Source organism: Nocardia yamanashiensis NBRC 100130, assembly GCF_001613325.1.
Taxonomy (GTDB): Bacteria; Actinomycetota; Actinomycetes; order Mycobacteriales; family Mycobacteriaceae; genus Nocardia; species Nocardia yamanashiensis.
In genome coordinates this window covers 157,110-173,766 of record NZ_BDCD01000022.1, presented here as the reverse complement: position 1 = coordinate 173,766, position 16,657 = coordinate 157,110, and the positions used below count along the sequence as shown (strand labels likewise).

The 16,657-nt window shown below is 68.0% G+C and carries 19 protein-coding genes; 7 read left to right on the top strand and 12 right to left on the bottom strand.

What is annotated here, in order from left to right; translation table 11 throughout:
- Positions 1-51: 51 nt before the first annotated feature.
- Positions 52-795, bottom strand: coding sequence for an alpha/beta fold hydrolase (locus NY1_RS26350; protein WP_067718783.1), 744 nt, complete (start codon positions 793-795; stop codon positions 52-54).
- Positions 796-849: 54 nt separating this feature from the next.
- On the opposite strand from NY1_RS26350, the gene NY1_RS26345 reads away from it, so the two are divergent.
- The 3 genes from NY1_RS26345 to NY1_RS26335 all read left to right on the top strand — a co-directional run bounded on the left by NY1_RS26345 (position 850) and on the right by NY1_RS26335 (position 2,347).
- A complete protein-coding gene (locus NY1_RS26345; RefSeq protein ID WP_067718780.1) occupies positions 850-1,161 on the top strand; it encodes an antibiotic biosynthesis monooxygenase family protein in 312 nt (103 codons plus the stop codon).
- A 209-nt stretch (positions 1,162-1,370) separates the two neighbouring features.
- The gene (locus tag NY1_RS26340) at positions 1,371-1,565 is read left to right on the top strand and encodes a CbtB domain-containing protein (RefSeq protein ID WP_067718777.1); all 195 of its coding nucleotides are present in this window, start codon (positions 1,371-1,373) and stop codon (positions 1,563-1,565) included.
- Positions 1,556-2,347, top strand: coding sequence for a CbtA family protein (locus NY1_RS26335; protein WP_067718775.1), 792 nt, complete (start codon positions 1,556-1,558; stop codon positions 2,345-2,347). Before NY1_RS26340 ends, NY1_RS26335 begins: the two co-directional genes overlap by 10 nt.
- Here NY1_RS26335 and NY1_RS26330 read toward each other — a convergent pair.
- The 6 genes from NY1_RS26330 to NY1_RS26300 form a co-directional block, all read right to left on the bottom strand.
- Complete coding sequence (locus tag NY1_RS26330; RefSeq protein WP_084535353.1) at positions 2,316-3,572, bottom strand: DUF418 domain-containing protein; 1,257 nt, start codon at positions 3,570-3,572, stop codon at positions 2,316-2,318. The two genes, NY1_RS26335 and NY1_RS26330, sit on opposite strands and share 32 nt — an antisense overlap.
- Positions 3,573-3,732: 160 nt before the next feature.
- Positions 3,733-4,176, bottom strand: a complete 444-nt coding sequence (locus tag NY1_RS26325; protein ID WP_067718772.1) for an OsmC family peroxiredoxin — start codon at positions 4,174-4,176, stop codon at positions 3,733-3,735.
- Between the two features lie 75 nt (positions 4,177-4,251).
- Complete coding sequence (locus NY1_RS43150; protein WP_157762484.1) at positions 4,252-4,833, bottom strand: hypothetical protein; 582 nt, start codon at positions 4,831-4,833, stop codon at positions 4,252-4,254.
- Positions 4,834-4,959: 126 nt separating this feature from the next.
- Positions 4,960-5,406 (bottom strand): SRPBCC family protein, encoded by a 447-nt coding sequence (locus NY1_RS26310; protein WP_067718765.1) that lies wholly within the window; start codon positions 5,404-5,406, stop codon positions 4,960-4,962.
- 30 nt (positions 5,407-5,436) lie between these two features.
- Positions 5,437-5,757 (bottom strand): DMT family transporter, encoded by a 321-nt coding sequence (locus NY1_RS26305; RefSeq protein ID WP_067718762.1) that lies wholly within the window; start codon positions 5,755-5,757, stop codon positions 5,437-5,439.
- Position 5,758: 1 nt separating this feature from the next.
- Positions 5,759-6,424, bottom strand: coding sequence for an FMN-dependent NADH-azoreductase (locus NY1_RS26300; RefSeq protein ID WP_067719067.1), 666 nt, complete (start codon positions 6,422-6,424; stop codon positions 5,759-5,761).
- A 103-nt stretch (positions 6,425-6,527) separates the two neighbouring features.
- Here NY1_RS26300 and NY1_RS26295 point away from each other — a divergent pair, with 103 nt between their 5' ends.
- Complete coding sequence (locus NY1_RS26295) at positions 6,528-7,130, top strand: TetR/AcrR family transcriptional regulator (RefSeq protein ID WP_067719064.1); 603 nt, start codon at positions 6,528-6,530, stop codon at positions 7,128-7,130.
- Here NY1_RS26295 and NY1_RS26290 read toward each other — a convergent pair.
- On the bottom strand, positions 7,127-7,975 hold the full coding sequence (locus tag NY1_RS26290) for an ABC transporter permease (protein ID WP_067718761.1): 849 nt from the start codon (positions 7,973-7,975) through the stop codon (positions 7,127-7,129). The two genes, NY1_RS26295 and NY1_RS26290, sit on opposite strands and share 4 nt — an antisense overlap.
- Positions 7,972-8,943 carry an ABC transporter ATP-binding protein gene (locus tag NY1_RS26285; RefSeq protein WP_084535369.1) on the bottom strand — a complete coding sequence of 324 codons (972 nt, stop codon included), beginning with the start codon at positions 8,941-8,943 and terminating at the stop codon, positions 7,972-7,974. The genes NY1_RS26290 and NY1_RS26285 overlap by 4 nt, the downstream gene beginning before the upstream one ends.
- A 126-nt stretch (positions 8,944-9,069) precedes the next feature.
- On the opposite strand from NY1_RS26285, the gene NY1_RS26280 reads away from it, so the two are divergent.
- Positions 9,070-10,308: a sensor histidine kinase gene (locus NY1_RS26280; protein ID WP_067718758.1), complete on the top strand. Its 1,239-nt coding sequence runs from the start codon at positions 9,070-9,072 to the stop codon at positions 10,306-10,308.
- 28 nt (positions 10,309-10,336) lie between these two features.
- Positions 10,337-10,999 carry a response regulator transcription factor gene (locus NY1_RS26275; RefSeq protein WP_067718755.1) on the top strand — a complete coding sequence of 221 codons (663 nt, stop codon included), beginning with the start codon at positions 10,337-10,339 and terminating at the stop codon, positions 10,997-10,999.
- A gap of 1 nt (position 11,000) precedes the next feature.
- Here the strand turns inward: NY1_RS26275 and NY1_RS26270 are convergent, their stop codons facing one another.
- Positions 11,001-11,660: a vWA domain-containing protein gene (locus NY1_RS26270; RefSeq protein WP_157762483.1), complete on the bottom strand. Its 660-nt coding sequence runs from the start codon at positions 11,658-11,660 to the stop codon at positions 11,001-11,003.
- Between the two features lie 195 nt (positions 11,661-11,855).
- Here NY1_RS26270 and NY1_RS26265 point away from each other — a divergent pair, with 195 nt between their 5' ends.
- A complete protein-coding gene (locus NY1_RS26265; protein WP_233434490.1) occupies positions 11,856-12,650 on the top strand; it encodes an LLM class flavin-dependent oxidoreductase in 795 nt (264 codons plus the stop codon).
- Between the two features lie 170 nt (positions 12,651-12,820).
- Here the strand turns inward: NY1_RS26265 and NY1_RS26260 are convergent, their stop codons facing one another.
- Both NY1_RS26260 and NY1_RS26255 read right to left on the bottom strand, forming a co-directional pair.
- Complete coding sequence (locus tag NY1_RS26260; RefSeq protein WP_067718752.1) at positions 12,821-15,373, bottom strand: ATP-dependent Clp protease ATP-binding subunit; 2,553 nt, start codon at positions 15,371-15,373, stop codon at positions 12,821-12,823.
- 250 nt (positions 15,374-15,623) lie between these two features.
- The gene (locus tag NY1_RS26255) at positions 15,624-16,541 is read right to left on the bottom strand and encodes an esterase/lipase family protein (RefSeq protein WP_233434489.1); all 918 of its coding nucleotides are present in this window, start codon (positions 16,539-16,541) and stop codon (positions 15,624-15,626) included.
- Between the last annotated feature and the right edge of the window lie 116 nt (positions 16,542-16,657).

The following is a 16,657-nucleotide window of genomic DNA, read 5'->3' as shown; positions in this document are numbered from 1 at the left end:
CGTCGAGCCGAGCATACGACGGACGCGCCCAGAGACTGAAGGCACCCGCCTTCAATCGAGGACGCGCCGCAGAAAAGCTTCGACTTCGGCCCGGTAGGCGGCGGGTTGGTCGTCGTGGACCAGGTGCCCGGCGTCGGCGATGACCACGTGCCGGGCGTCGGGGTGCACGGCCGCCATCTCCGCCATCTGCCCCGGCGGGGTGATGGTGTGCTCGCCCTCGAGCAGCAGCGCGGGCACGGTGATGGATTTCCACTGCGCCCAGAAGTCCCGGCTCCCCCATTCCTCGGAGATGTCCCGGAAGGTCGGTATATCACCGTGCAACCGGAACCCGTCCGACCCCTGGATGAACGACGCCAGGAAATACCGCCCCGCCACCGGACCGAAGAACTCCAGCACGGCTTCCTCGGACGGAAACGGTTGCGGCCAAGCCGAAATCACGGCCGCCCAATCCGCCGCGGTCCGGCCCCGGAAATCCGGTGCGATGTCCTCGACCACCAGCGCCCGCACCCGCTCCGGATGCGCCGCGGTGAACATCCACCCGTGCAGGCCGCCCATCGAATGCCCGATCACCACCATGGGTTCGGCGATATCCGCCGTGACCGCCGCCAGATCCGCCACGAAGGCCTCGGTGGTCAGCTCGGCCGGTGCGGGCCGCCCGTGCCCCGCCGCGTCGAAGGTGTACACGTGCCCGAACTCGCGGATCCAATCCAATTGGGAATCCCAGGTCCGAGCACTGCCCATCAACCCGTGCAGGAGCAGGATCGGCACGCCGGCGCCGCCTTCGTCATACAACACATGATCAATCTATGGGCAAACGGCAGGTCGGGGGCGCGGGGTAGCCTCGCTCCCATGGCAGTAGTCAAGATCAATGCAATCGAGGTCCCGGAGGGCGCGGGCCCCGAGCTGGAGAAGCGCTTCGCCGCCCGCGCGCACGCCGTGGAGAACTCCCCCGGCTTCCTGGGCTTCCAGCTGCTCCGCCCGGTCTCCGGCGACAATCGCTATTTCGTTGTCACGCAGTGGGATTCCAACGAATCCTTCGAGGCCTGGCGCGACGGCCCGGCCCGCGAGGCGCACGCCGGCGAGGCCCGCAAGCCCGTGTCCACCGGCGCGTCGCTGCTGGAGTTCGAGGTCGTGCTCGACGTCACCGGCAAGAACGCCTGATAGACCCCGTATTGACGCCAGGCCAGCGTGGATGTCACTCTTCGGAGTGAAGTAAGCGATGGTGACGTGTAACCCGGTGTGATTCCGGGGCGGTCGCGCCACTGTTATCCACGCACAAGTCCCGAGTGGGGCGGGTGCCGGAGAGCCAGACACCCGGCACCGTCGCAACCCGACTCGAGGGGGACGCGAAATCCCCAAGGAGGACTCGCATGGCCATCGTCCACAATCCCAGCCGGAGTGGTGACGCGCTGAACGCGCTGCTCATCTCCGCGGCTGCCGTTCTGCTCGCACTGCTCACCGTGTACCTGGTCGGTTTCGATCAGGGCGCCATCTCCCGTACGGGGATGTACATGCACGAGCTGATGCACGATGGACGGCACCTGCTGGGCGTCCCGTGTCACTGAGCGAAACCAAACCCCTCGCGGGTTCGCTCAAGACGCTTTTGCTGCGCGGCCTGCTGGCCGGCCTAATCGCGGGCCTGCTGGCGGGCACCGTGGGTTTCCTGATCGGGGAATCCAAGGTGGACGCGGCGATCGCCATCGAAGAAGCGCAATCCCAAACGCATTCCGATGCCCATGGCACGGCCGAAGCGGCCGGTGGGCATTCGCACGGTGACGAGGAGGAACCCCTCGTGAGCCGTACCGGTCAGAAGTTCGGCCAGTTCCTGGCATTGGGCCTGTTCGGCATCGCCATGGGCGCGCTGCTGGCCACGGCCGCCAATGTGGCCCGGCGCTATACCGAATGGTCGGGTCCGCAGCTGGCGCTCGGGCTGGCGGCGGGCGGCTGGCTCGCCATCGTCGCCGTGCCGTTCTTCAAGTACCCGGCCAATCCGCCCGCAGTGGGTGATCCGGACACCATCAACCAGCGCACCTGGCTGTGGCTGGCGGTCGTGATCCTCGGCTTCGCGGCCGTGGGCGCGGGCGTGTACGTGTTCAAACTGCTTCGCACGCAGCTGAATACGGTGCGCGTCATCGGCGGCGTGGTGGCGTTCCTGGCGGTCACCGCCGTCGGATACGTGGTGCTGCCGGGCATCAACGAGGTCAAGGACGATTTCCCGGCCACCCTGCTGTGGCAGTTCCGGGTGGCGTCGCTGGCCGAGACCGCCACGCTGTGGGCGGCGCTCGGGCTGGCCTTCGCGGCCTTGACCGAATTCGCTAGCCGCGATCGGGTACCAGCCGGTCTGTGACGCCCATGGTCACCCTGTGGAGCAGCCACTCCGCTGGACCGCGGCGGAATACGCTGCGCCACAGGGTCGCCAGGAGCAGTGAACCGAGCGCCAGGATGGCCAGCAGGCCCCAGCCGGGGGCATGGATTCCGGTCGGCATCGCCTCGGATTCCGAGTCCGGCAGCGGGACCAGCATTCCCACGGCCAGCACCTGCAGGATGTAGAGACTCAACGCGCAGGACCCTGCGGCGATGAGGGGCCGCAGGAGCAGTTCCATATGCGGGGTGAGCAGCAGCAGCGCCCCGATCACCAGCAGCGCCGTGCCGGTCGCGCCGAAGACCTCGAACGGGGTGCCGCTGTGCGGGTTCGCCACGGTAAGCCACCACCAGCTGGTGGTCGGGGTGACGCCGAGGCCGGACGCGTCGAGGAACTGACCCGGCTCGAAATCCATGCCCGATTCGGCGAAAACCGGGGCCAGCAGATCGATCAGGTGCTGCCGGCCGCCCAGTGCGTGCTGCACGAACCACGAACCGCCGTAGCCGAGCACGGCCAGTGCCAGACCGCCGCCGAGCACCACGACGGGCCGGATATGGCGAATTCCGAAGCGCCCCAGGGCCAGACCGGCCAGCACGAACGGCATCCAGGTCAGCGCCGGATAGCCGCCGGTGAGAACCAACATCTCGGCGAACTCGCGCACCCCCGCCCACGAGGTGAGCATGTCGAAGGTCGGGCTGCCGCCGAAGGTGTTCTGGTCCATATGGCTTCGGAGCACGAAGGACAGGATCGGTCCCGCCACCGCCCACGCCGCCGCGAGCAGCGCGAGCATCCGTGCGGAGAGCCGCAGCAGGGGTAGCGCGAGCAGGAAATACAGGCCGTAGTAGGTCAGGATGATCATGATGCCGATGCCGGACGGTACCAGCGCGAGCGCCATGCCCAGCACCGCGATGAGCAAGGCCCGCGCGGCAATGCGAATCTTGGCGCGGCGTGCCGCGATTCCGGAGTAGGGGCGATCCCCGCCGGACATCAGCGCCAGCGACACCCCCGCGAGCACCGCGAACAGCGCGGCGGACCGGCCCTGGAAAACCGTCAGCCACGATGCCCCGGCCATGCCCTCCTGCGGTCCGACGTGCACCGCGAACATGCCGAGCACCGCGATCCCGCGCGCCGCGTCGAGCGCGAGCACCCGCGGCAGCGAACCCTTGGCATCCGCTGTATCGGCGGTTTCGACGGCTGTCTGCCCACTCATGAAAAACACCCACCTTCGCGATCTCGACTGGCAGCGACTGCCAGGCTAGATCCGAAAGTGGGTGCGATTCGAGGCGAAAGCCCGGTTCCGGGCGAGAAATAGCCGAAAGGACTAGCCCCCGGCCATCCCTCGCAAACTATCGGCGTACCGGCTTCGCGACTCAGGACTCGAAGGTCGCGTCCAGTTCGATGTTGTCCACACCGGAAAGCGCCTTGGAGACCGGGCAGCCCGCCTTGGCGGCCTGCGCGGCGGCCAGGAAACCGTCGGCGTCGATGCCGGAAGCGCGGCCGACCACGGTCAGCTTGATGTTGGAGATGCGGAAACCGCCGGCCGGATCCGGGCCGAGCGTCACATCGGCGGTGACGTCCAGGGCTTCCGGAGTGCCGCCGGCCCGGCCGATCTCGGCCGAGAGCGCCATCGAGTAGCAGGAGGAATGCGCGGCGGCGATCAGCTCTTCGGGGCTGGTGGTGCCGTCGGCATTGTCGGCCGAACGCTTCGGGAACGAGACGTCGTACTTGCCGACGCCGGAGCTGACCAGCTCGACCTGACCCGAGCCGTCCTGCAGACCACCGGTCCACGCGGTGCGTGCGGAACGTGTAGGCATTCTTGTCCTTTCCAGGATGGAAGTCTTACAGGACGAACCTACTCCGGCGGTCCGCATGTGGGCTGGGACCCGCGACTATCGGCAGCCCTGCAGTTGTGCCGCTACGTTCTTGGGAACGTTGTAGGCCTCGTTGCAGTCGATCGCAGAGCCCTGGGTGACCAGTTGCCAGAAGCCCTGGACGTTGGGGTGCAGCAGGTAGCCGGTGGGCTGGGGGTATTTGTCGCTGTGGGCGGAGTGGAGCATGGCCCAGCTGTCGACGCACTTCCAGCGGTCGATCTCGATGCCCGGGAGGCCCAGGACCTGCTTCAGGTCGGCGAGGCCGACGCGGGAGCACCAGTCGAATCCGACGTCTCCGGGCTTGGCCACGGTGGTTGCCGGGGCGGCGGTGGCGGTGGGCTCGGCCGGGGCGGCCGTCGCGGGGACGGTCGCCGGTTCGCCGCCTGATGCGCCGCCACCGGAATTACCTTGGCCGCCCGAGCCCTCCGATCCGCCCGGCCCGTTCGATGCGGTGGTGCTGCTCGGGGCGACAGTGCTCGATGCCGAGCTGGAGGTGGCGGGGGCGGTGCTCGAGGTGGCGGGTGCGGCGCTCTGGTTGCTCGAACAGGCGGTCAGCCCGAGCGCCGCGGCCAGCAGCAGGGTCGAAACGGCAACTCTCACTTGGTGATCCCCCAGAATTCTTCGAGAGCGGATTGATCACCTGGAGCATCGGCGGGGCACGGGCCGATCATTACGCCGTGAAACGATCCGGCGGGCCATGACTTTTGGGGGCATGACCCGGCCGGATCAGACCGAGGCGGAGGCGCGCTCGTCCCACTGCTGGAGAACCTGGGGCCAGGATTGCTCGTGGCGATCGCGGGAGGCGGCGTTGGGGAAGCCGGCGTGGGTGAGCAGGAGGACGGTGCCCGCGCCGTGGTCGGTGAATTCAACGGTGAGAACGGTTTCCACGCCCTCGGTGCCGCCAGGACCGGTCACCCAGGTCAATTCGACCAACTGGTCCGGGATCAGGCGCAGGAAGCGGCCGTAGTGGGGGTGCCCGCCGCCGGCCGTGAAGAAGAACGGTTCGTTGACGGCGGGACGCATGAGCACCGATCCGGGATCGGCGAACCACAGCGACAGCTGCTGGGTGCACATGCGGTACAGCTCGGCGGGCGAGGCCGCCATGATGCGCTCGGTGGCCAGGAAGAACGGCCGCGCGGAGAGGTCGGGAGGCCGGATCGGCGCAACGTCCATGGGGCGGCACGATACCGCCCCGCGCGCACGTCACTCGGGATTGGTCACCCTTGCCAGCACTATGCCGCCGACGATCATGGCCAGCGCGAGCACCCGGCCCGCGCTGAGCGGGTCCTTCTGCACGATCACGCCGAGGCCGATGGCGCCCACCGCGCCGATGCCGGTGAAGACCGCGTAGGCGGTGCCGACCGGGAGCGATTGCATGGCATAGGAGAGCAGGTAGACGGCGACCGCGGCCAGCACGAAGCAGATCAGGGTGGCCAGCGGCTTGGTGAAATTCTGGGTCGGCTTGATGGACTGCGACCACGCGATCTCCACCAGGCCGGCCAAACCGAGGATGAGCCAGTTCATTTCAGTACTCCTTGCCGAGGCGGCGGGCCGCTTCCAGGGCCGCCGCATAGGACGCGTCGTGCTGGTCGCGCAGGTGGGCCAGGCCGGGATCCTGGCGGGAGTTGGCCAGTTCCGCGTGCACGAAGGCGGTGTCCTCGACGGCGAAATGGCCGGCGAAGAAGTCGCGGAGGTAGCGCTCCTGGTAGTCGTAGATCGCCTTGGGCGCGCCGGGCGAGTACGCCCCGCCGCGGGCGCTGGTCACCACGAAACGGCTGGGGGCCAGCGACATTCGCGGGAAGGTGATCTGGTCCAGCCAGGCCTTGAGCGCGGCCGGGATCGAGTAGTTGTACATCGGGGTGCCGATCAGCACCACGTCGGCGGCGCGCACCTCGCGCAACAGCGGTTCGACGATGGCCCAAGCCGCCTGCTGCGCAGGGGAATTCACCAGTTCCGGGAGCCGATCGAGGTCGATGCTGCCCGGTCCGGCGGGGAGCAGCCGGGCCAGCACCAGATCGCAGAGTTCGGTCCACGCCTCGCCGATGAACGGGACGGGCTCGGCCGCCAGGTCGCGATAGACGTAGCCGCCGTCCGGGTGCTCGGCCCGCCAGGCGTCGGCGAACACGCCGCTGAGCTCGCGGCTGATCGAGGTGCGGCGGGCGCTGGCGTCGAGGTGCAGCAGGTTCGGCATGACGTTCTCCATTCAAGTGGACATTCTGTCCGGTTGATGAATCGAACGATAGCGATAACCGGACAGCTTGTCCACTTATTCCGTGACGGCTACAGTGAGCTGCATGAAACCCGTCGGGCTACCGCTGCTGAACGATCTCTCGACGCCCGCCGCGCCGGTCGAACGCGCCGATGCGGCCCGCAATCGGGCCAAGATCCTGGCGGCCGCCACCGAACTGTTCGGGTCGCGCGATCCGCGCACGGTGACCATGGACGACATCGCCAAGGCGGCCGGGGTGGGGCGGGGGACGCTGTATCGGCGCTATCCGGATGTGGGATCGATCGCCGTCGCGCTGCTGGACGAGCACGAAAGGGCTTTGCAGGAAAAGCTTTTGCGCGGCGAGCCACCGCTGGGTCCCGGCGCGCCGCCCGCGCAGCGATTGGCCGCCTTCTACGCCGCCATGGTCGAACTGCTGGACACCCACGCCAACCTGGTGCTCGGCGCGGAGGCCGGCAGTGCCCGGTTCCGGACCGGGGCCTATCAGTTCTGGGTCGTGCACGTGCGGTCGCTGCTCACCGAAGGCGCTGTGCCGCAGCCCGATTCACTGGTGGACGCACTGCTGGCTCCGCTCGCCGCGGAGGTCTACCAACAGCAGCGCGAGCGCGGCCTGACCTCGGAGGAGATCAAGACCGCGCTCGGCAGACTGGCCGTCGGCGTATTCGATTAGGCCATATCGCGGCGGCGGATCAGGAATACCGTGCCCGCCACGAACAGCGCCACGTAGATGGCGAGAGTGAGCAGGGATTCGTTGCGGCTCAACACATCCAGCACTCCGGGGGTGGCGGGGCCGCCCGTGGTGCGCATGGCTCCGGCCAATGAGCCCGCGGCCGTACCGGGCAGATGATCGGTGATCGCCTCGATGGGCGAGAAGATGCCCGCTACCCCTCGAAGCAGGTTCTCCACCACCAATACCCAGACCAGGCCCAGGCCCACGGCCAGCGCCGGTCCTCGGGCGATCACGCCGATCACCGCCCCCGCGAGGGTCCACATGCCGAGAATCGCGGTGCCGGTGGCGATTCCGAGCACGATCCGGCTCACCGGCGGCAGGGCGAGAGACTGCCCCTGGGTCGAGGCGATCAGCGCCGCCACGCCGGTATCGACGACGAAGGCGGCCAGCACCAGCGCCACCACCGTCGCGGCCAGGCTCACCACCACGCCGCCCACCGCCGCGGCCCGCGAAGGCCCTTGGGTGAGAACGGTTTTCCAAGTCCCCCAGCCGTAGCCGCTACCGGTGGCCAGTGCGCCGAGCACCAGCATGAGCGCCCCGCCGAACATGGCCATGCCCTGCGTGAACACCTCGGGCACGGCGGCCGGAAGCATCAACTGCAACAACACTTCTCGCGGCTGGCCATTGGACATCCGGCCGCTGTCGCCGGTGGTGTAGGCCAGATAGTTGAACAGATATGCGAACGTGAGATTCAACAGGATCCACGTCCCCAGCACGATCCAGAAGGCGGGCCATTTGCGCAGGCGCAGCAGTTCGGCCCGGGTGGCGGACAGCAGGTCTCTCATTTCACCGACTCCGTCATCTCGAAGAACACTTCTTCCAGGGATTTCTCGTCACTGCGCAGTTCCAGCAGGTCCGCGCCCGCCCCGATGACCGCACGCGCTACCGCGGGCGCCTGTGCCGCACCGGCGTCGACTCTGATGCCGGTGGCGGTCAGCAGTGCGGATCGATCGCCGACCACCCGGCGCACCGCCGGGAAAGCCAGCTCGAGCGGGTCGGCGCGCACGAAAAGCGATGCCGCGCCGCGCAGTTCACGCACCGTGGACTCGGTGAGCAGCCGGCCACCGGAGATGACGCCGACGCGGTCACAGATCTCCTGCACTTCGCTGAGCAGGTGACTGGACAGCACGACGGTGTGCCCGTCGGCGGCCAAACCGGTGATGAGCTCCCGCATCTCGGCCATGCCGGCCGGATCGAGACCATTGGTGGGTTCGTCGAGAATCAGCAGGTCGGGACGGCCGAGCAGGGTCGCGGCCACGCCCAGGCGCTGCTTCATGCCGAGCGAGTAGGTGCGGAACTTGTCGTCGCCGCGCTCGGTGAGCTTGACCCGGCCGAGCACTTGCTCCACCTCGTCGCGCCCGGCCCCGCGGTATTCGGCCAGCACCCGGAGGTTGTCGCGGCCGGAGAGATACGGGTAGAAGCCGGGGCCTTCGATCAGAACTCCAATGCGGCGCAAGGTATCTGGATCACCGGGCCGCTGCCCGAGCACCGTCGCGGCGCCCTCGGACGGCCGGATCAGGCCGACCAGCATGCGCAGGGTCGTGGTCTTGCCCGCCCCGTTCGGGCCGAGGAAACCGTAGATCTCACCGCGCTGGACGCTCATGCTCACGGCGTCCACTGCGGTGTGGGAGCCGTAGCGTTTCGTCAACCGGTCGGTGCTGACTACCGCGTCGGTCGCGTCAAGCCCGGAGGCGGCAGCCCGCGTAACCACGGAGGGCTCGCGATCGACGCTGTCAGATGCTGCTTCGTTCATGGCTTCCAGAATCCGCTCCGACCTGCGGCGGAACATCCGGCGCGGGGCGCGATCGGGCGTACGTATCCAGACGTATTTCGGGCGTAGCGGCTGCCGCCAGGGGGTGTACGGCATTACCGTGCAGCTATGGAGTCGAGTGGGGGACGAGTCGGACGGTGGGATATCGCGCTCGCCGCGATCGTCGCCGTCGTGCAAGTGGGGGCGGGCACGCTGGCCAATCGGCATCAGACCGGGATCCGGGAACTGGACGTGATCGGGTACCTGCTGCTGGTGGCGGGGCCGCTGCTATTGCCGGCGCGCAATCGGTATCCGCTGGCGGTGTTCTACGGCGTGCTGGCGGCGACGTGCGCGTTCATGCTCGCGGGGTACGGGTACGGGCCGGTGTTCATCTCGCTGGTGATCGCGTTCCTCACCGCCGGGGTGCGCGGATCACGTTGGCACACCTACGGTTTGGTACCGGTCGGCTATCTGCTGATGGTCTGGCCGGTGCCCGGATGGCGCGGCTACGACACCGATGCGTGGCAGGAATTCGGGCTGCTGGCGTGGCTGGTCGTGCTGGTGGCCATCGCCGAGGGGCTGCGGCAGCGGCGGGCGGCGGTGCGGGCGCGGCGCGAACGCGAGGACGAGGCGCGGCGCAACGAACAGGCCGAACGGGAACGCGAACACGCCGAACAGGCGCGGGAACTCGCCGAACGGGAGCAACGCGCCAGTGAGGAACGCCTGGCCATCGCGCGGGAACTGCACGATGTGCTGGCGCACAGCCTGTCGCTGATCAATGTGCAGTCCTCGGTGGCGCTGGAGCTCATCGACCGCAAACCGGAGCAGGCGGCCACCGCGCTGGCGGCCATCAAGACGGCGAGCAAGGACGCGCTCGGCGAGGTGCACGCGCTGCTGCGGTCCATCCGGGCGGGGGCGGGGACCAGCAATGCGGGGACCATCACCGCGCCGACCGCGCCCACCGTGGGCATTACCGATCTCGACAGTCTCACCGCGCCCGCTCGCGCCGCCGGGCTGGTGGTGCACACGGCGGTGACGGGAGCGCGACAGCGGCTGCCCGCCGTGGTGGATGTGGCGGCGGCGCGGATCGTGCAGGAGTCGCTGACCAATGTGGTGCGGCACGCGCCCGGAGCGAGTGTGCTTGTCACGCTGAACTATTCGGCCGATCGGCTGCAATTGACCATCGACAACACCAAGCCCACGCGGGCGCCGGCGCCGGCTTCCAGCGGCGGGCACGGGATCACCGGGATGACCGAACGGGTGCGGGCGCTGGGCGGGCAGCTCTCGGCGGAACCCAAGGTGGACGGTGGATTCCGGGTGACGGCGCGGCTGCCCACCCATCTGGCCCGGCCGGAACCGGCTGCGTAACTTCGATATTCGACAGGAAGGACGGGCCTTGAGCATTCGAGTGGTGATCGCCGACGATCAGGCGCTGGTGCGGGCGGGATTCGTGGCGCTGCTCGATGCCCAGGACGATATCGAGGTGGTCGGCGAGGCCGACAACGGTGAGCAGGCGCTGCGGCTGGCGCGCGAACACGCGCCCGACGTGGTGCTGATGGACATCCGCATGCCGGTGCTCGACGGGCTGGCCGCCACCCGCGCCATTGCCGCCGATACCGCGCTCACCGGCGTGAAGGTGGTCGTGCTGACCACCTTCGAGCTCGACGAATACGTCTTCGAGGCGATGCGCGCCGGGGCCACCGGGTTCCTGGTGAAGCACACCGAACCCGCCGATCTGATCAAAGCCATTCGGGTGGTGGCGGGCGGTGACGCGCTGCTCTCCCCCAGCGTCACCCGCCGCCTGGTCGCCGAATTCGCCACGCACGCCAAACCCGCACCGGCGGCGCAGCTCTCGGAACTCACCGACCGGGAACGCGAGGTCATGGCGCTGGTCGCCGAGGGGCTCACCAATGCCGAGATCGCCGAGCGGCTGTTCATGAGTCCCGCCACCGCGCGCACCCACGTCAGCCGGATCCTGTTGAAGCTCAATGCCCGGGACCGCACCCAGCTGGTCGTCATGGCCTACGAATCGGGGCTGGTGCGGCCGGGCTGGCAGTGAATCAGCTGCCGGGATTGGATTCGTGGCGCTCCTGATCGGTGAAGCCGCGGCGCGCCCGGGCATGCAGGTGCCGCTGGGATTTCAGGTCCGAGGTATTGCGTGCGGCGGCCCGGAAGACATTCGAAACACCCTGTGCCCCGGCGGCATAGGTGATGGACTGCTGCGGGGCGAAACCCATGGCGGTGCCGATCGAGACGGCGTCCATGTTCGCGCCCAGGAACAGGAAGTTCCAGTTGTAGACGTCCTGCTGCTGGGTGATCAGGGCGCGGACGGCCGGATGCGTCCATTCCTTGCTGGAGTTCTCGTGGCCGTCGGTGAGGACCACCACCACGACGGTGCCGGGGCGGGCGGACTCCGGGCGGGCGGCGAGTTCCGCGCCCACATCGGTGATCAGACGGCCGACGGCGTCGTACAGGGCGGTCATGCCGCGCGGTTGCAGTTGCAGCGGCGGGACCGCGGGCAGTGGGCGATTGGCGTAGACCAGGTCGTATTCGGTGTCGAACTGGGCCAGGGTCACCTCGACGATCTCGTCGCGGCCCGCGGAATCGCGCTGTTCCTGCATGTAGGCCGCGAAGCCGCCCTCGGTATCGGACTTGATGGACTGCATCGACCCGGAACGGTCCAGCAGTACCGCGATCAGCGTGAGATTCGGATTCGTCATCGGTTTCAACCCTTGCGATTCGGCCATGTGAACGACCCCGACGGTACGACCGGGCGCTTACGGCCCACCGTGTCTTTTCCTTGCAGGACCGGCGGATCGGGTCGATCCCCGTTGACGCCCGTACGTACCCGGACGTAGTCGAGATACCGTCCGCAAACAGATTCCCCGGCAATCCGCCCCGCGCATGCTCGAAGCATGAGCATGAACTTCGGCCTAGTCACCGCCCCTCGATCCGGTTCCGAATGGGTGCGCACCGCCCAGGACGCGGAAGCGCAGGGCTATTCGGTCCTGCTGCTCCCCGACACCCTCTACACCCCCTCGCCCCTGCCCGCCCTGGCCGCCGCGGCCGCCGTCACCGAACGAATCCGATTGCGCCCCAACGTCCTGGCCGCCCCCCTGCGCACTCCCGCCGCCACCGCCCGCGAAGTGTCCGCGCTGCAATTGCTCTCGGACGGCCGGTTCGAACTCGGACTCGGCTCCGGCCGTCCGGACGCCGCCGGCGAGGCCGAAAAGCTCGGGGTGGCCTGGGGTTCCGCCGGGCAGCGGCGACAGCAGCTGGTGGACGTCATCGTGGCCGTGCGCGCGACGGTGCGACCCGCCCCGCCGATCGTGCTCGCCGCCTCCGGGCCGCGCATGCTGGCCACCGCCGCCGAACTCGCCGACCGCATCCACCTGGCCGTCCAGCCCGCGGCCACCGAACAGGAGCTCGCCGGCATCGTGGCCACCGTGCGCGATCACACCGACCGGCCGATCGCCTTCAGCCTGCAATTGGTCGGGATCGGCGAGCAGCTGCCCTACTTCATGTCCAAGCACCTGGGCGTGACCATCGAACAGTTGCGGGCGGCCGACTCCGCCGCGCTGCTGCCCGCCGATCCGGGGGCGGCCGCCGAACTGCTGGAATACCGTCGCGAGAAATACGGCATCGACGAACTGCTGGTCCCCGCCGAACTCGCCCGGCCCATGGCTCCCGTGCTGGCCCGTTTCCGCTGACCTGCGCTACCCGGGAGCTCAGGCCGGGACTTCGGTGAGACCGCGGCGGATAGCCAGTTCTACGGGTGAATAGTCGGCGCCGCCAGGGAATTTCGGCGGGCGGATACGCGGAAGCCCCGCACACCTGAGTGGGTGTGCGGGGCTTCCGTTGTCTCGCTGGGCCTTTCGGACTACTCGCCCGAGGCGGCCGCGGCATCACCCGCGAGGGCGACGACCGGCTTGTCCTCGGCGGCCTCGTCCTTCTTGGTCAGCTTGGCCTTGGCCGTGAACGTGAACTTGGCGTTCTCGCCCTGGCCTTCGCCGTCCCAGCCTTCCACGTCGACCACCACGACCTGACCGGCGCCCAGTTCGCCGAAGAGGATCTTCTCCGACAGCTGGTCTTCGATCTCGCGCTGGATGGTGCGACGCAGCGGGCGGGCGCCGAGCACCGGATCGAAACCGCGCTTGGCCAGCAGGCTCTTGGCCTGCGGGGTCAGCTCGATCTCCATGTCCTTGTTCCGCAGCTGCGTGGCGACGCGGCCGATCATCAGGTCCACCATCTGCACGATCTGCTCGCTGGTCAGCTGGTGGAAGACGATCACGTCGTCGATACGGTTCAGGAACTCCGGGCGGAAGTGCTTCTTCAGCTCGTCGTTGACCTTCTGCTTCATGCGCTCGTAGTTCGAGCCCTCGACATTGCTCTGGGTGAAGCCGAGGCCGACCGCCTTCGAGATGTCCTGGGTGCCGAGGTTCGAGGTGAAGATCAGCACCGTGTTCTTGAAGTCGACCGTGCGACCCTGGCCGTCCGTCAGGCGACCGTCCTCCAGGACCTGCAACAGGGTGTTGTAGATCTCCTGGTGGGCCTTCTCGATCTCGTCGAAGAGCACGACCGAGAACGGCTTGCGGCGCACCTTCTCGGTGAGCTGGCCGCCCTCTTCGTAGCCGACGTAGCCCGGAGGGGCGCCGAAGAGCCGCGAAGCGGTGAAGCGGTCGTGGAACTCGCCCATATCGATCTGGATGAGCGCGTCGTCGTCGCCGAACAGGAAGTTCGCCAGCGCCTTGGACAGCTCGGTCTTACCGACACCGGACGGACCGGCGAAGATGAACGAGCCCGAGGGACGCTTCGGATCCTTCAGACCGGCACGCGTACGGCGGATGGCCTTGGACACGGCCTTGACCGCGTCCTCCTGGCCGATGATCCGGCGGTGCAGCTCGTCCTCCATGCGGAGCAGACGGGTGGTCTCCTCCTCGGTGAGCTTGAACACCGGGATACCGGTCCAGTTGGCCAGCACCTCCGCGATCTGCTCGTCGTCGACCTCGGCCACGACGTCCAGATCGCCGGAGCGCCACTGCTTTTCGCGCTCGGCCCGCTTGGCGACGAGCTGCTTCTCCTTGTCGCGCAGGCGCGCGGCCTTCTCGAAGTCCTGCGCGTCGATGGCGCTTTCCTTCTCGCGGCGGGCGTCGGCGATCTTGTCGTCGAACTCGCGCAGGTCCGGCGGCGCGGTCATCCGGCGGATGCGCATGCGCGCGCCCGCCTCGTCGATCAGGTCGATGGCCTTGTCCGGCAGGAACCGGTCGTTGATGTACCGGTCGGCCAGCGTCGCCGCCGCCACCAGCGCGGAGTCGGTGATGGAGACGCGGTGGTGCGCCTCGTACCGGTCGCGCAGGCCCTTGAGGATATTGATGGTGTGCTCGACCGTCGGCTCGCCGACCTGCACCGGCTGGAACCGGCGCTCCAGGGCGGCGTCCTTCTCGATGTACTTGCGGTACTCGTCGAGGGTGGTCGCGCCGATGGTCTGCAGCTCACCGCGGGCCAGCTTCGGCTTCAGGATCGAGGCCGCGTCGATGGCGCCCTCGGCGGCACCCGCACCCACGAGCGTGTGCAGCTCGTCGATGAACAGGATGATGTCGCCACGGGTGTTGATCTCCTTGAGCACCTTCTTCAGGCGCTCTTCGAAGTCACCGCGGTAGCGGCTGCCCGCGACCAGGGAACCCAGGTCGAGGGTGTAGAGCTGCTTGTCCTTCAGCGTCTCCGGCACCTCGCCGTTGACGATGGCCTGCGCCAGGCCCTCGACCACGGCGGTCTTACCGACACCGGGCTCGCCGATCAGGACGGGGTTGTTCTTGGTACGGCGCGAGAGCACCTGCATCACGCGCTCGATTTCCTTCGAGCGGCCGATGACCGGGTCCAGCTTGCCTTCCAGGGCGGCCTGCGTCAGGTTGCGGCCGAACTGATCCAGCACCAGCGAGGTGGACGGCGTACCGGCCTCGCCACGGGTGCCCGACTCCACGGCTTCCTTACCGCCCTGGTACCCGGACAGCAGCTGAATCACCTGCTGGCGCACGCGGTTCAGGTCAGCGCCCAGCTTGACCAGCACCTGCGCCGCGACGCCCTCACCCTCGCGGATCAGGCCGAGCAGAATGTGCTCGGTGCCGATGTAGTTGTGGCCCAGCTGCAGCGCTTCGCGCAGCGACAGCTCGAGCACCTTCTTGGCGCGCGGGGTGAAGGGAATGTGACCCGACGGGGCCTGCTGGCCCTGCCCGATGATCTCCTCGACCTGCGACCGCACGCCTTCGAGCGAAATGCCCAGCGACTCCAGCGACTTGGCGGCGACGCCTTCACCCTCATGAATCAGACCCAGCAGGATGTGCTCGGTGCCGATGTAGTTGTGGTTGAGCATCCTGGCCTCTTCTTGTGCCAGAACGACGACCCGCCTAGCGCGGTCGGTGAACCTCTCGAACATCGCTCCCTCACTTCCTGCTCCGCTGTCAACGGCATCCGGCGCTTCAGTACCCGACTGTGCGTCAGCCTGCCATGAAGCCCTGGGGTTGCTTCCCCCGACTCCACTCTAGTTGTCGGGGGTCACGCACGTCGCCCGTCCACCCTATTGCGAACCAGCGACAACACGAGTCATTAGGTCATAACGGGGCTGTAGCCGGGATCGTTTCCGACCCGGCTACGCCCACAGCGAACAAACCCGTCTGCTCGAATGATTACCCGGTGAAGGGGGCCACGAACCCGCACGGCACATCACGCTGATGTTCCGGATCGAGACCGTTCAGGGCAAAGGCGGCCGAGCGCCAGCTGCCGGCGATGGCCAGGTGATCGGAGTAATCGATGGGGCAACCGTCCTGCACCACGTGGTTGACCGCGTTCGGCGCTTCGACGACGCCGATCGAGTAGGGCACCACCAGTTCGTCGTAGATGCCGATGATGTTGGTGTAGGAGACGGTCGGGTCGTAGATACCGTCGGCGTTGAGCGCGGTCATGAAGTCCGCGCCGCCGGTCATCTGGGTGCAGGGGGTGCAGACGCCGCCGCCGAGCAGGGCGTCGACGTTCGAGACGCCGAGCGCCGTGGAGAAAGCGCGCACGGCCTTCATCTGATCGCCGTAGGTGCCGAGCCAGGGGGCGGCGATGGCGATGAAGTTCCCGACGTGCCCGGAGCCGCCGAGCCGCTTGATGAAGTACTGGGCGACGATATTGCCCTGCGAGTGGGCGACGAAGTCGACCTTGTCCGCGCCGGTCGCGGCCCGGACCCGGGCCACGAAGGACGCCAGCTGCTGGCCGCTGGTCTCGATCGGCTGCATGCCGCCCATGGCGTTCAGCGGCCAGGGGACGTCCAGAGCGCCATAGGTCAGCGAGTAGACGCAATAGCCCTCATTGGCCAGCAGCGGGGCGTACGCGCCCCAATTGGTCTGTGCCCCACCGGCGGTGCCGTGCACCAGCACGACGGGATCGGGGTGGGCGGCGGTGGGTTTGCAGTTCCAGTCGTTCGAACCGGGCAGGGAGCCACCGGGATTCGCGAGCTCGTAGGGGATGCCGGCGAAGAAGTTGTAGACCACCGGGTATTCGGCCCGCGCGGAACCGGCCGCGGCCGTCCATAACCCCGCCAGTATCACCAAGATCAGCATCGATCCCGGCGTACGCCGCAGCATACGTCGCATGAACCCCTCCAAAACTAGAACGCGTTCCGGACAAGGTAGCCGGAGCATCGGGCAGTTCGAGGGCGTACCGGCGAGTAACTATT

Coding starts and splice junctions, on each gene's coding strand:
- NY1_RS26305 (WP_067718762.1), bottom strand. CDS start 5,757: ATGAACTGGCTCATCCTCGGTTTGGCCGGCCTGGTGGAGATCGCGTGG.
- NY1_RS26345 (WP_067718780.1), top strand. CDS start 850: ATGGCAGTAGTCAAGATCAATGCAATCGAGGTCCCGGAGGGCGCGGGC.
- NY1_RS26285 (WP_084535369.1), bottom strand. CDS start 8,943: ATGAACGAAGCAGCATCTGACAGCGTCGATCGCGAGCCCTCCGTGGTT.
- NY1_RS26325 (WP_067718772.1), bottom strand. CDS start 4,176: ATGCCTACACGTTCCGCACGCACCGCGTGGACCGGTGGTCTGCAGGAC.
- NY1_RS26340 (WP_067718777.1), top strand. CDS start 1,371: ATGGCCATCGTCCACAATCCCAGCCGGAGTGGTGACGCGCTGAACGCG.
- NY1_RS26265 (WP_233434490.1), top strand. CDS start 11,856: ATGAGCATGAACTTCGGCCTAGTCACCGCCCCTCGATCCGGTTCCGAA.
- NY1_RS26260 (WP_067718752.1), bottom strand. CDS start 15,373: ATGTTCGAGAGGTTCACCGACCGCGCTAGGCGGGTCGTCGTTCTGGCA.
- NY1_RS26290 (WP_067718761.1), bottom strand. CDS start 7,975: ATGAGAGACCTGCTGTCCGCCACCCGGGCCGAACTGCTGCGCCTGCGC.
- NY1_RS26280 (WP_067718758.1), top strand. CDS start 9,070: ATGGAGTCGAGTGGGGGACGAGTCGGACGGTGGGATATCGCGCTCGCC.
- NY1_RS26300 (WP_067719067.1), bottom strand. CDS start 6,424: ATGCCGAACCTGCTGCACCTCGACGCCAGCGCCCGCCGCACCTCGATC.
- NY1_RS26330 (WP_084535353.1), bottom strand. CDS start 3,572: ATGAGTGGGCAGACAGCCGTCGAAACCGCCGATACAGCGGATGCCAAG.
- NY1_RS26255 (WP_233434489.1), bottom strand. CDS start 16,541: ATGCTGATCTTGGTGATACTGGCGGGGTTATGGACGGCCGCGGCCGGT.
- NY1_RS26310 (WP_067718765.1), bottom strand. CDS start 5,406: ATGGACGTTGCGCCGATCCGGCCTCCCGACCTCTCCGCGCGGCCGTTC.
- NY1_RS26295 (WP_067719064.1), top strand. CDS start 6,528: ATGAAACCCGTCGGGCTACCGCTGCTGAACGATCTCTCGACGCCCGCC.
- NY1_RS26270 (WP_157762483.1), bottom strand. CDS start 11,660: ATGACGAATCCGAATCTCACGCTGATCGCGGTACTGCTGGACCGTTCC.